This window comes from Novosphingobium sp. NFX11, assembly GCF_057376415.1.
Genome location: NZ_CP080385.1, coordinates 1253766 through 1266599, shown reverse-complemented (window position 1 = coordinate 1266599; position 12834 = coordinate 1253766). Strand labels below are relative to the sequence as shown.

Sequence of the window (12834 nt, the reverse complement as noted above, 5' to 3'; positions counted from 1 at the left end):
CCTTTCAGGCCGATCAGCTCCGCAGCGACTGCATGCGCTGGAGATAGCGGGCCAGCACGTCGATCTCCAGATTTACGCCGTCCCCTGCTTGCATCGCGCCGATGGTGGTCACTTCCGCCGTGTGGGGGATGATGTTCAGGGCGAAGTGGCAGGTGCCGTCCGGTTCGTCACTCACTTCGTTGACGGTGAGGGAGATGCCATCGACGGTGATCGAACCCTTGGGGGCGAGGTAGGGGGCCAGTTCCCTGGGCGCGGCGATGACGAAGCGGCGCAGAATCGCCGACCGGCTCGATGCTGACCACGGTGCCGACGCCATCGACGTGGCCGGTGACGATGTGACCGCCCAGTTCGTCACCCAGCTTCAGTGCCGGCTCAAGGTTCAGGTGGCGGCCTTCCTGCCAGCGGTCGGAGACGGTGCGGGCCACGGATTCGGCCGAAATATCCACCGCGAACCAGGCGTCGCCGGCCACGCCGCCCTTGTCCACCACGGTCAGGCATACGCCCGAGCAGGCGATCGAGGCGCCCATCGCGATGCCCGCGGGATCAAAGGGGCAGGCGATGACGGCGCGCAGGTCGCCGGTCTTGCGGGCTTCGCGGATGGTGCCGACGGCAGTGACGATTCCGGTGAACATGAGCTAGCCTTCGTGAGAATTTCGCGCGTCGTAGACTTCCAGCGTGTCGCTGCCAAGCTGCCGTCGCTTGATCATCCGCCAGCGGCCATGGGCCTGCGCCAGCGAGGACAGGCCGAAGTCGGCGAGGCCCGGCCTGCCGCCGAGCAGCACCGGCGCGCGGTAGATCAGCAGCCTGTCGACCAGCCCCGCCGCGAGGAAAGCCGTCGCGGCATGGGCGCCGCCCTCGACGAAGAGGTGAAGCACACCCTCCATCCCGGCGACGGCGTCCGGTGAAGGCAGTGCATGCCAGCCTTCGGGAGCGGAGCCGCGTGTCAGTACCCAGCGCTGCGGGCTGCGATCCTCCAGCCCCGGCAGGCGCACGTCGAGGCGGGGATTGTCGGCTCTCAACGTGCCGCCGCCGACAAGGATCGCATCGGCACGGGCGCGCATGGCGTGGGTGTGGGCGCGGGCTTGGGCGCCGGTGATCCACTGGCTTTCGCCGCTCGCCAGTGCGATGCAGCCGTCGAGCGACAGGGCGAGCTTGAGCGTCACCTCGGGACGGCCGAGGCGCTTGGTGGTGAGATAGCCGGAAAGGCTCTGCTCGCAGGCCGTCGAAGGCAGGTATTCGGCCGCGATCCCAGCGGCGTGGATGCGGGCGATTCCGGCGCCCGAGGTGCGCGGATCGGGGTCCATGCAGCCGATCACCACGCGGGCGAGGCCAGACTGCGAGACGAGGTCGGCGCAGGCCGGGCCGCGCTCGGACTTGTGGGCGCAGGGTTCGAGGGTGACGTAGATGGTGCCCCCGTGCGCGGCCTCTCCGGCGGCGGCGAGCGCCATGGCTTCGGCGTGAGGGCGGCCGTCGGCTTGCGTCCAGCCGCGCGCAATCACGCGGCCGGCCTTCACGATGATCGCGCCGACGCCCGGATTCGGCCTGCTCAGCGGACGGGCGCGCGCGGCGAGAGCCGCGGCGGCGGCGAGCCAGCGCGCGTCTTCGCTCCCCCTGTCGTTCACTGCTGGGCGGCGTCCGGTGCCAGCTTGGGGTTGGCGATGCCGCCTGCCTTCAGATTCTGTTCGATCCGCTCGCGATCGGCCTTGGCCTTGGCGGCTTCCTCGGCGTCGGCTTCGCGCGCGATCTTGTCGACGTCCATGCCGGAATAGCGGCCGATCGTCTTGTAGAGTTCGCGTACGTCCTTGTCGCGGCGCGCTATTTCGCGGGCGTAAGCTTCCTTGGCTTTCTGGTTGGCGATGTTTTCCGCTTCGATCTCGGCGTCGGTGCGGTGTTCCTTGAGGACGGAGATCCAGGTGACCTTCGGCGGCGGGTGCGGGGCGCTGCCTTCCTGCGTAAACATCAGATAGAAAACGCCGAAAGTGCAGGCGGCCGACACCGCCGCGATGCGCCAGCGGTTGTGTCCGGCCTGCTTCCAGACCAGCTTGAAATCCGCGACCATCCCGGTCGGGTTTGCGTCTTTCCAGATTCCACTGCGCTTCAACATGGCACCCATGTAGGCCCTAACGGCACCCAACGCTACCCAAACGGCACATAGAGCGACCGGCCATGCGCCTTGAGCCACCGATTAGCCTCATGGATCGACCCCTCGAAGATCGTCTTGAGGACATGATGGAACGCGGGAGAGTGATCGAAGTGGACGAGGTGGGCAACCTCGTGTGCGACTACCGAGCGGCGCACCGGATCGGGCGCCATGATCAGCCGCCAGTTGATCCGGATCGTCCCGTCATGCGCGCAGGAACCCCAGCGCCGCTGCGCGCTCGACAGGCCGAGGGCGGGGCAGGGCTGGGCGGCGCGCTCGCAATATTCGGCGAGGTCGGCGGCGAGGAGGTCCTTCGCCTCCGTCTGCAGCCAGCGCAGGACGCGCGGGGCAAGCGGATCGGCAGGGCCGCCGAGGCGCAGTTCGCCGTCGTCGACGACCGGGCGTCGCGGCGCGGTGATGTCGTGGACCACGGCGAGGGCGTCGCCCCGGAAGGTGATCGTGGTTCCGTCCGCCATCGGCGCGGCGGCGGGGAGGGCGGCGAGCTGCTTCGCCAGCCAGTCGCGGCGGCTCCGGGCGAAGGCGACCGCCTCGGCCGTGCGGGTCCAGCGCGGGACGGAGATGCGCACCTCGCTGCCGTCGGGCGCAAGGCGCATGGTCATCCGGCGGGCGCGGTCGAGGTGGCGGACCACCACGGGAAGGGCGCGGTCACCGACCTCGACGACCAGCTCTTCGCGCGGATCGCGCCTCAGCCAGTCGAGCATCGCATTCAGCGCTTTTGCTCCGGCAGGACGTCCCACGGCGCGCCGCCGTCCTCGACCTCCCACTCCTCCCCATCCTCGTCGCCGTAGGGCCAGACGATGTGCTGTTCGAGCGGCCCGGCCACCGTCTCCGAGATCACCTTGCCTGCCACTGAGATGCCCGCCTCGTGCACCGTGTCTCGGCTGCCGCTGACGAGGTAGTGCCATTCGGGCAGCGGGTCGCCGTCGGCACGCAGGCGGTAGGCGCAGCTCGGCGGCAGCCATGCGTAGCGACCCGCGCTCTCGGGCGTCAGCTTCAGGCAGTCGGGCACGAAGCTGCGGCGGTTGGCATAGTCGCTGCACTGCGCGGTCTTGAGGTTGAGCAGCTTGCAGGCGACATTGGTGTGGTAGATCTCGCCGGTGTCCTCGTCCTCGACCTTGTGCAGGCAGCATTGACCGCAGCCGTCGCACAGGGCCTCCCACTCATCGCGGGTCAGGCGGTCGAGGGGCAGTTCCCAGAAGGGCTTCTGGCCGCTCACTTCACCCACTTTTCAAGCTCGGCCTCGACCGCCTTGCGGCCCTGGTCGGAGGGCAGCATGGCAATCGGCTTGCCGTCGGGGTCGAACAGGTAGGTGATGCGAACGTGATCCATCAGGTAGCCGCCGGGCGTGTCGGAGCCCTTCTTGTAGTAGATCGCGAAGGCCTTGGCAGCACTTTCGATCTGCTGCGGCGTGCCGGTGAGGCCGAGCAGCTTCGGGCCGAACGCCGAGGTCCACTGGCCGACGATCTCGGGCGTGTCGCGCTGCGGATCGACGGTGATGAAGATCGGCTGCACTTTCGCCGCCTTGGCCGGTTCGCGCTTCGCAAATTCGGCGAAGCCGCGCATCGTTTCCTGCATGTCGAGCGGGCAGACGTCGGGGCAGAAGGTGTAGCCGAAGTAGACGATCTGCCAGCGGCCCTTGAAGCTGTCCCAGGTGACCGGCTTGTTGTCCTTGTCCACCAGCGTGAACGGCCCGCCGATGGCCGCGCCCTCGAGCGGCGGACGCTCGGCCGCAGGCTGCTTCGAGCAGGCGGAAAGCGGCAGCCCCGCCAGCAATACGAGTGCAAGGGGAGCGAGACGACGTGCAAGGTATGTCATGGCGCCCACGCTCATGACCTGCTAGACGCCTCCATGCAAGGCGCGGATGGCGGGGCGCGCGTAAAGACCTGTGGTGGAAGGACGTTAGAAGTGCTGAAGATGACGATACGCCGCGTTGTGGGCCTTTCTCGCATGGTCCTCAAGGTGGCTGTTCCCGTGTTCGCGATGAGCCTGCTGATGACCTCGCCCGCCCGCGCCGACTTCTCGGAAGGGTACAAGTTCCTCGAAGCGGTTAAGAAGAAGGAAGGCGACAAGGTCGAGGAGGCGATCATGAAGTCCTCCCAGATCATCAACGCCAAGGACGTCACCACCGGCGAAGGCGCGCTGCACATCGTCACCGCGCGCCGCGACCTGACCTGGCTCAGCTACCTCATCGCCAAGGGCGCCAACGTCAACGCCACCGACGATCGCGGGCGCAGCGCACTGGAACTGGCGGTGAACCTCGGCTGGCGCGAGGGCGCGCAGCTTTTGCTCGACCAGAAGGCCAGCCCCGACACCTCGAACGACGCGGGCGAGACACCGCTGATCTTCGCCGTCCACCGCAAGGACCTGCAACTGACCAAGGCGCTGCTCGAAGCGGGCGCCAATCCCGACCGCTCCGACAATTCGGGCCGCAGCGCGCGGGACTATGCCAAGATCGAAGGCGGCAGCGCGCAGCTGATGTCGGTCATCGAGACTTATGGCAAGAAGGGCGCGAAGACCGCCAAGCCGGTCTACGGCCCGACCTTCTGAGGACGTTGGAAATGACGCAAGAAGCCGCCTCGCTCGACGAACTGCGCCTGCAACTGGCTCCGCTGGTGGCCGATGCCGCCGTGTTCGACGGCTGGACTGCCGATGCGGTCGCTTCGGCCGCGGCTTCGGCGGGTGTCGATCCGGCGCTGGCGGCTTATGCCTTCCGCGACGGGGCGATGGCGATGATCTCCGCGTGGATTGGGCATGTCGATGCGACGATGACCGCGTCCGTCGGAGGGGCGCGTTGTCGAACCTTTCGATCCGCGAGCGTATCCGCCGCCTCGTCTGGGCGCGGCTGGAGGCCGTGGCGGGGCGCGAGGAAGCGCTGCTGCGGGCGCTGACGATCATGGCGATGCCGCAGAACATCGCCGCATCCACGCGGCTGGGCTGGCGCAGCGCCGATGCCATGTGGCGGCTCGCGGGCGATACCGCGACCGACTACAACCATTACACCAAGCGCGCGATCCTGGGCGGCATCTATGCGGCCACGCTCCACGCCTTCGCGCGTGACACCAGCGAGGACAAGGCCGAGACGCGCGCCTTCCTCGACCGCCGCATCGCCGGGATCATGCGCTTCGAGAAGGCCAAGTCGCAGCTGCTGCGCAAGCCCGACGAGCGGTTTAGCATGACCCGCCTGCTCGGCCGCATGCGCTACCCGGCACGGTAAAAGGGAGTGGCGCGCAGTCTGCGCTCCACCTTCCGTGCCACCAGTCTACACAACCGTTCGTCATTGCGAGCGCAGCGAAGCAATCCAGGGCGGCTCAAGACTGCCCTGGATTGCTTCGCTGCGCTCGCAATGACGAACGGTGGTTGGCGGCGGGGTTGGCTTCGTTTCAAATTCTTGCCCCCGCTAAAACCCATACTTTCGCTATTGCGATCCGGTTGCAATTAAGGGTGTTATCTGGCACCGCGCCAGCATGACTCTCGATATGCTTCCTATCGGCCGGTTCGCGCGCATCGTCGCCGTGCACTGGCCCGCGCTCGTCCAGGAAGAGGCGCGCAGGCTCCGCGCCCTGGGCTTGGAGGAGGGCGCCAGGATCGCGGTGTCGCATCGCGGCATCCTGGGCGGGCGCGACCCTATCGCCATTACCGTGGGCCGCATGACCGTGGCCGTGCGCCGCGCCCATGCCGCCGCGATGGAGGTCGAGGAACTGTGAGCCGTCAACGCCCTGAAGGTAACAGGCGGGTCGCGCTCGTCGGCAACCCCAATGCGGGCAAGAGCGCGCTGTTCAATGCGCTGACCGGCGCGCGCCAGAAGATCGCCAATTATCCCGGCGTTACCGTGGAACGCAAGTCGGGCCGCTTCGTCCTGCCGACCGGCGAGCCGGTGGAGATGACCGACCTTCCCGGCGCCTACGGCCTCGACCCGACCAGCCCGGACGAGGAAGTGACCGCCAAGGTCATCGCCGGGCACTTCCCCGGCGAAGCCGCGCCCGACGTGCTGGTGGTGGTGCTCGACGCATCGAACCTCGAGCAGCACCTCGTCTTCGCGCAGGAACTGCTGGCGCTGGGCAAGCCCACCGTCGTCGCGCTCAACATGGTCGATCTGGCGGAGCGTGACGGCCTCGTCCTCGACGCCGCAGTGCTGGCCGAGGAACTGGGCGTGCCGGTGATCCCGACCGTCGCGGTGCGCCGCCGCGGCCTTGCCGAACTGGGCGAGGCGATTGCGAACGCGGGCGAGCGGCATCCGGGGCCGGGCCTGACCGCCCTCGGACAGACCGAACGCCGCGTCGCCGCGCATGCCATGGCGGATGCGGCGATCCTTTCGGAATCCAAGCGCCACCGTCTTCACGCCAAGCTGGACCAGCTGCTGCTGAACCCGTGGGTCGGGCCGGTGATCCTGCTGGCAATCCTTTTCGTGGTGTTCCAGGCGGTGTTCGCCTGGGCGACTCCGTTCGCCGATGCGCTGGATGCGGGCGTCAGTGCGCTGCACGACGGCGTCAAGGCCGCGCTTCCGCCAAGCCTGCTGCGCGACCTGCTGACGGACGGCGTGATCGCGGGCGTCGGCTCGGTGATCGTGTTCCTGCCGCAGATCGTCATCCTCTTCGCCTTCATCCTCGCCATGGAGGCATCGGGCTACATGGCCCGCGCCGCGTTCCTGATGGACCGCATGATGGCAAGCGTGGGCCTGTCCGGCCGCAGCTTCATCCCGCTGCTCTCCAGCTTCGCCTGCGCCATTCCGGGCATCATGGCGACGCGCTCGATCACCGACCCCAAGGACCGGTTGACGACGATCCTGATCGCGCCGCTGATGACCTGCTCGGCGCGCCTGCCGGTCTATGCGGTGATCATCGCCGCGTTTATCCCGCATACCAGCGTGTGGGGCGGGATCGGCCTGCAGGGGCTGGTGCTGTTCACGCTCTATGTCGTGGGCGTGGTCGGGGCCATGGCGGTGGCGCTGGCGCTGCGCAGCTCGATGACCAAGGGCGCCGCTTCGGGCTTCATCATGGAGCTGCCCAAGTACCAGATGCCGCGCCTCAAGGACATGGCGATCGGCCTGTGGCAGCGCGCGTGGATCTTCCTGCGCCGCGCGGGCACGATCATCTTCATGGTCACGGTCGTGCTGTGGGTCATGCTCAACTTCCCGAAGGCCGGCCCGGGCGAGAGCCAAGTCGATGCCTCGATCGCGGGCAAGGTGGCGAACGGCCTCGCCTTCGTGGTCGAGCCGATCGGTTTCAACCGCGACATGGCGCTCGCGCTGATCCCGGCGATGGCCGCGCGCGAAGTTGCGGTGTCCTCGCTGGCGACGACCTACGCGGTCGATGCGGGCGACAACGAGGACGAGCAGGCGCTCGAACTCGGCGACCAGCTCAAGCGGCGCTGGACCCTGCCGATGGCGCTGGCGTTCCTGGCATGGTTCGTGTTCGCGCCGCAGTGCATGTCGACGATCGCGGTGACCCGGCGCGAGACCAACGGCTGGAAGTGGCCGACGTTCATGCTCGCGTACCTGTTCGGGCTGGCTTACATCGCGGCGGGTGCGACGTACTGGGTCGCGGTGGCGGCGGGGCTGTAGCGCGCTTTCACTTCGTCATTGCGAGCGAAGCGAAGCAATCCAGGGCAGCCTTACACCGCCCTGGATTGCTTCGCTTCGCTCGCAATGACAGTTACAATTGTAGAAAAGGCGGTCTGCCGGACTCGCATCGGTGCCCCGGCTTGGGCTAACCCGTCCGCCAGATTCTGAAACGAAAGCGATTCCCGCATGGCAGGCAGCGTCAACAAGGTCATCATCGTCGGCAACCTGGGGGCCGACCCCGAGGTCAAGTCGTTTCAGAACGGCGGCCGCATCGCCAATCTGCGCATCGCGACCTCCGAAAGCTGGAAGGACCGCGCCACCGGCGAGCGCAAGGAGCGTACCGAATGGCACTCGGTCGTGCTCCAGTCCGACGGCCTCGTCGGCGTCGCCGAGCGGTTCCTGCGCAAGGGCTCGAAGGTCTACATCGAAGGCCAGCTGCGCACCCGCAAGTGGCAGGACCAGAACGGCAACGACCGCTACACCACCGAAGTCTCGGTCGGCGGCGTCGGCGGCGTGCTGACCATGCTCGACGGTGCGCCGGGCGGCGGCGGCGGTGGCCAGCGCAGCGGCGGTGGCGGCTGGAGCGAGGGTGGTTCCTCTGGCGGCGGCTTCGGCGGCGGCCAGCGCTCGGGCGGAGCATCGCGCGGCGGTGACGAATGGGGCGGCGGTTCCTCCGGTGGCGCTTCGGGCGGCAGCGAATGGGGCCGCACCGGCGGTTCCTCGGGCGGCTCGTCCGGCGGTTCCGGCGGCGGCTTCGGCGACGACCTCGACGACGACATCCCGTTCTGACCGTCTTTCGCCGCACGCGGCGAGAAGCTGACAGTTCTTACAGACCGCCTCGGAAGCACGCCGCTTCCGGGGCGGTTTCGTCATGCCCTTCGCGATCTTTCCGGGGCCACCGGACGAAATCCGCAAAAAGTCCTTTACGTAACAGTCAAGCTGCGCAATTGGCCTTTCTGCTAATGCATACGATTCGCATTAGCGAAGGGGAAACAATTATGCTTCGTAGTTTTGCCGCCCGCGCGCTTGGCGGGGTGTCCGCCATTGCCTTCTTCGTCGCCGCTCCGGCCCACGCGCAGGACGCTGCCGCCACCGACAAGAACACGCAGGCCGGTGAATTCCTCGGCACCATCGATATCGGCGAGAGCACCCGCGCCATCCAGACCGACACCGCGACGCCGATCACCGTGATCGACCGCAAGGAGATCGAGGACCGCCAGGCCTCCACCATCGCCGAACTGCTGGACTCCGTGCCCGGCGTCACGCTCATCAACGGATCGACCCCGATCGGCTCTGGCATCAACATCCGCGGCTTCGGCGCCAACGGCACCTATGGCACCGACCAGAAGGTCGCTTTCGTCGTCGACGGCGCCACCACGGGCTCGGAAGAGATCTACCGCGTCGGCACGCAGCTGTTCACCGACCCGCTGCTCTACAAGCGGGCGCAGGTGATCCGCGGCACCGTGGGCAGCTTCGAGTGGGGCTCGGGGATCATCGGCGGTGTCGTCCTGCTGGAAACCAACGATGCGGCCACCGTCCTCCACGGCAAGACCGGCATCACCGCCAGCCAGACGGTTTCGGGCCAGACCAACGGCAACGGCTTCGCGACCTCCACCACCGTCGCGGCAATGCCGACCGAGCAGTTCGAGTTCCTCGCGAACTACACCTGGCGGACCCAGAGCACGCAGCAGGACGGCCACGGCGATGACATCGGCAACAGCAGCTTCGATCTGCCCAGCTTCCTGGTGAAAGGCGCGTTCCACTTCGGCGCCGACAATGCCCACACCATCGCCGCCAGCTTCAACCAGACCACCACCAGCGACCGCGACGTCCCCTACGACAGCTTCGGCACTACGGCGGGTATCTTCGGCAACGTCGACCGCGACACCAAGAGCCAGGTGCTGACGGTATCCTACGGCTACAAGCCGGTCGATAACGACGCGGTCAATCTCCAGCTGCTGTACACGTACGCCAATCAGGAGATCGACCAGAGCGCCGTGGGCGTCGCGATCTCGCCGGTGCTCGATGCCGACCACCGTTACGAGACCTCGAAGATCACGCTCAAGAACGCCGCGCTGTTCTCGACCGGGCCGATCCGCCACAACCTGCACTTCGGCGTCGAGTACATTCACAAGAAGCGGGCTGACGCCAACAGTGCGCCGGGCGGCACCGACAACCGCATGGCCGCCTTCGCAGTGGACGAGATCGGCCTGTTCAAGGGCTTCACGCTGAGCCCGGCGATCCGCTGGGAGACCTCGAACGTCAAGTCCAACCGCACCGGCACGCCGGTTTCCTACAACAACGAGGCGTGGATGGGCGGCGTCTCGGCCCGCTACGAGCTGCCTTTCGGTCTCGCCGCGTTCGGAAGCTGGGCGCGCACGCGCAACATGCCGATCATCGACGACCTCGACAACGCCACCTACATGAACCAGCCGGAAAAGAGCCGGACCTGGGAAGCGGGCGGTTCGTTCGACCGCACCGATCTGCTCGGCAAGGGCGATCACCTTGCGATCAAGGTCAACTACTACGACACCGAGCTGACCGACAACACTGCCTACTCGGGCGTGCGCGAGGTCTATCTCGACGGCTTCGAGATCGAGGCATCCTACGCCACCGCGAGCGGGATCTACTTCGACTTCAACGCGACTATCCCGGACGGCCAGCGCTTGCGCACCACCGGCGTGATCGACGACTGGACCAACCTGCCGCAGAAGACCTACATGCTTTCGGCGGGCAAGCGCTTCGGCAAGCTGCTGGACGTGCGCTGGGAAACGACCCTCGCCGAAGACCTCGACATCAACGGCACCGAGCACGAGGGCTTCGACGTCCACAACCTGCGCGCCACGATCACGCCGAGCGGCGGCATCTTCGAGAACGTCGCGCTGCGCCTGAGCGTCGAGAACATCTTCGACACTTATTACCAGTCGGCGCTGTCTACGCGCCCGGCGGTGGGGCGCAACTTCAAGGCCGCCCTCTCGAAAATGTTCTAAGGGGGCGAGGCGGACATGGCTTACTGGATGGGCAGATCCGAATTCGGGACAGGTCCGTTTGCGCGGATCGACCTGAACGCCATGGCCGCCTCGGTCACCGCGCACGCGATCGTGGCGGCCCTGCTGGTCTTCACCTGGGGCGAGACGGTGCTGGTGGAAGGGGGCACCCGTTCCCGCCTCGTCAGCATCGATCTGTCCATGCGCGAGGGCGGACCCGGCCCGAAGATGCAGCCGCTGGCCGAGGCACAACAGCCTCGGGAACGCACGGTGACGCCGCCTGCCGAAGTTCCGTCGCCGGCGATAGTCGCAGAGGCTCGGCCCGCTGCGCAGCCCCTGCCGCAACCGGCGGCGCAGGCAGGCGGCGGCGGGCAGGGGCGCACGGGTGAAGGTGCGGCCGCGACGACGACGCGGCAGTTGCCTGTGGCCAAGCTGATCCCCGCAGCCGCGTTCGTCACTCCGGCCGCCACTGCACCCGGTCCGCAGGCGCGGGCGGCGGAAAGCGCGGCGGAGGCTCAGGGAAGGGCGGCAGCGGCGGCGGCAACACCGATCAGGCGGGCAATTCCGCCGTCAGCAATTTCAGCGGCCGCGTCTACCAGCATCTGAAACGCTACCAGCGCGGCAACACCATCGGCGCCGGCGAGGCACTGATCGCCTTCACCGTCGAGCCCGGCGGCGCCGCGCGCGCGATCCGCGTGGCGCGCACATCAGGCACCTCGCGCTTCGATCACGAGGCGATGGCTCTGGTCCGCCGGGCATCGCCTTTCCCGCGCCCGCCGGACGGCGAGGCGCACACCTTCACTTTCGAGATCACCGGACAATGATGAGGACCGCTTCGACCATGACCAGACTTCCCGTAAGGCTCGCCGCGCTGTTGTGCGCCGTCAGCATCGCTCCCGGCGCCGCGCTCGCCCACACCTCCTACCTCCTGCCCAAGTTCTTCGCGGGCAATACCGAGAAGATGGTGACGGTGGAATCGGCTTTCGGCGAGAAGTTCTTCCGTCCCGAAGTGCCGGTCGATGCCAGCGACTATCACGTCATCCTGCCGGACGGATCGCGCGGCAGCTTCCAGTCGATCACCCCGCTCAAGCAGATGGTGGTGCTGGAAAGTGCGCTCGATGCCGAGGGGACTTATCGCTTCACCACGGGCGTGCGTCTCGGCCGGGTGGGCAAGAGCGCGCTGGTCGGCGGCAAGTGGCAGCCGGTCCACGGCGAAGTGCCCAAGGAAGCCACGCAAGTCCGCACCAGCCAGACCGAGACCGTCGCCGACGCCTATGTCTCCAAGAAGCAGCCGACCCGTGCGCCCGTCGACGTCGCGATCGGGCGCCTGCGCATCCAGCCGGTGACGCATCCCAGCGAACTCTATCTCGACACCCCGTTCACGCTCAATGTACTGTTCGACGGCAAGCCGATGGCCGCGCAGGAACTGGAGCTGGACCGGGGCGGCGCGGACTATGAGGAGGCGGTCAGCCACCGTCAGGTCAGGACCGACGCGCAGGGCAAGGCCGTCATCACGTTCGACCGCCCCGGCACATACGTCCTGATGACCCGCCACCGCGCCGAGGCGCCCGCCGGCTCCGGCACCGACGAGCGCAGCTACACGACCTCGCTTACGTTCCAGGTCGAAGAGTGATCCCGATTTCCAGTTCAACGGAGAAGACCATGACCAAGACTCACTTTATCGCAGGGCTCGTTCTCGCCCTCACAGCCAGCCAGGGCGCGCTTGCCCAGTCTACCGAAGAGCGCCGCGCCGCGCCCGGCCACGGCAAGGAAGCCTTCCTGCGCGAGAACGACGCCGATCACGACGGCCGCGTCACCGCCGCCGAGTTCGCCGCTGCCCGTGCCGCCAAGTATCGCACCTTCGACCTCGATGGCGACGGCAAGGTCAGCGAGGCGGACTACGTCGGCGAGTTCACCGGCCGCTTCAGCAAGGACAAACCGGCACCGGACGGCCAAGTCAAGCAGGCCCACGTGCGCTTCGGCGTGCTCGATACCGACAAGGACGGCAACCTGACGCTGGAAGAGTTCAATGCTTCGGGCGAGCGGATGTTCGAGCGGCTCGACACCAACGGCGACGGCATCGTCGATGCGACCGACACTTCGGGTTCGTATTGATACTGAGCGTA

14 protein-coding genes and 2 pseudogenes are annotated in these 12834 nt (G+C 67.3%); 10 read left to right on the top strand and 6 right to left on the bottom strand.

Features of this window, described 5'->3' with window-relative positions; translation table 11 throughout:
• Positions 1–13: 13 nt before the first annotated feature.
• The 6 genes and pseudogenes from KZO24_RS23610 to KZO24_RS23585 form a co-directional block, all read right to left on the bottom strand.
• A pseudogene (locus KZO24_RS23610) lies at positions 14–632 on the bottom strand (riboflavin synthase).
• Positions 633–635: 3 nt separating this feature from the next.
• A complete protein-coding gene (gene ribD, locus KZO24_RS23605; RefSeq protein WP_486487316.1) occupies positions 636–1622 on the bottom strand; it encodes a bifunctional diaminohydroxyphosphoribosylaminopyrimidine deaminase/5-amino-6-(5-phosphoribosylamino)uracil reductase RibD in 987 nt (328 codons plus the stop codon).
• Positions 1619–2059 carry a hypothetical protein gene (locus tag KZO24_RS23600; RefSeq protein WP_271184344.1) on the bottom strand — a complete coding sequence of 147 codons (441 nt, stop codon included), beginning with the start codon at positions 2057–2059 and terminating at the stop codon, positions 1619–1621. The genes ribD and KZO24_RS23600 overlap by 4 nt, the downstream gene beginning before the upstream one ends.
• Positions 2060–2136: 77 nt before the next feature.
• Positions 2137–2862, bottom strand: a complete 726-nt coding sequence (locus tag KZO24_RS23595; RefSeq protein WP_486487315.1) for a M48 family metallopeptidase — start codon at positions 2860–2862, stop codon at positions 2137–2139.
• 5 nt (positions 2863–2867) lie between these two features.
• On the bottom strand, positions 2868–3386 hold the full coding sequence (locus KZO24_RS23590) for a YcgN family cysteine cluster protein (RefSeq protein WP_271184345.1): 519 nt from the start codon (positions 3384–3386) through the stop codon (positions 2868–2870).
• Entirely contained in the window at positions 3374–3991 is a 618-nt protein-coding gene (locus KZO24_RS23585) for an SCO family protein (protein WP_486487314.1), read from the bottom strand. Before KZO24_RS23585 ends, KZO24_RS23590 begins: the two co-directional genes overlap by 13 nt.
• A 75-nt stretch (positions 3992–4066) precedes the next feature.
• Between KZO24_RS23585 and KZO24_RS23580 the strand changes: the two genes are divergently transcribed.
• From KZO24_RS23580 to KZO24_RS23535, 10 genes and pseudogenes are all read left to right on the top strand, one after another.
• Positions 4067–4708 (top strand): ankyrin repeat domain-containing protein, encoded by a 642-nt coding sequence (locus KZO24_RS23580; protein WP_370424662.1) that lies wholly within the window; start codon positions 4067–4069, stop codon positions 4706–4708.
• A gap of 11 nt (positions 4709–4719) precedes the next feature.
• A pseudogene (locus KZO24_RS23575) lies at positions 4720–5375 on the top strand (COQ9 family protein).
• 250 nt (positions 5376–5625) lie between these two features.
• The gene (locus KZO24_RS23570; RefSeq protein ID WP_271184347.1) at positions 5626–5865 is read left to right on the top strand and encodes a FeoA family protein; all 240 of its coding nucleotides are present in this window, start codon (positions 5626–5628) and stop codon (positions 5863–5865) included.
• Entirely contained in the window at positions 5862–7721 is a 1860-nt protein-coding gene (feoB, locus tag KZO24_RS23565) for a ferrous iron transporter B (RefSeq protein ID WP_271184348.1), read from the top strand. The genes KZO24_RS23570 and feoB overlap by 4 nt, the downstream gene beginning before the upstream one ends.
• A 186-nt stretch (positions 7722–7907) precedes the next feature.
• Positions 7908–8510, top strand: coding sequence for a single-stranded DNA-binding protein (ssb, locus tag KZO24_RS23560; RefSeq protein WP_486487313.1), 603 nt, complete (start codon positions 7908–7910; stop codon positions 8508–8510).
• A gap of 209 nt (positions 8511–8719) precedes the next feature.
• Positions 8720–10711: a TonB-dependent receptor plug domain-containing protein gene (locus KZO24_RS23555; RefSeq protein WP_271184350.1), complete on the top strand. Its 1992-nt coding sequence runs from the start codon at positions 8720–8722 to the stop codon at positions 10709–10711.
• Between the two features lie 15 nt (positions 10712–10726).
• On the top strand, positions 10727–11314 hold the full coding sequence (locus tag KZO24_RS23550; protein WP_486487312.1) for a hypothetical protein: 588 nt from the start codon (positions 10727–10729) through the stop codon (positions 11312–11314).
• Positions 11311–11532 (top strand): energy transducer TonB family protein, encoded by a 222-nt coding sequence (locus KZO24_RS23545; protein ID WP_486487758.1) that lies wholly within the window; start codon positions 11311–11313, stop codon positions 11530–11532. The genes KZO24_RS23550 and KZO24_RS23545 overlap by 4 nt, the downstream gene beginning before the upstream one ends.
• Before the next feature lie 17 nt (positions 11533–11549).
• Positions 11550–12341 carry a DUF4198 domain-containing protein gene (locus KZO24_RS23540; RefSeq protein ID WP_271184352.1) on the top strand — a complete coding sequence of 264 codons (792 nt, stop codon included), beginning with the start codon at positions 11550–11552 and terminating at the stop codon, positions 12339–12341.
• Positions 12342–12370: 29 nt separating this feature from the next.
• A complete protein-coding gene (locus KZO24_RS23535; protein WP_271184353.1) occupies positions 12371–12823 on the top strand; it encodes an EF-hand domain-containing protein in 453 nt (150 codons plus the stop codon).
• The last annotated feature ends 11 nt before the right edge of the window (positions 12824–12834 follow it).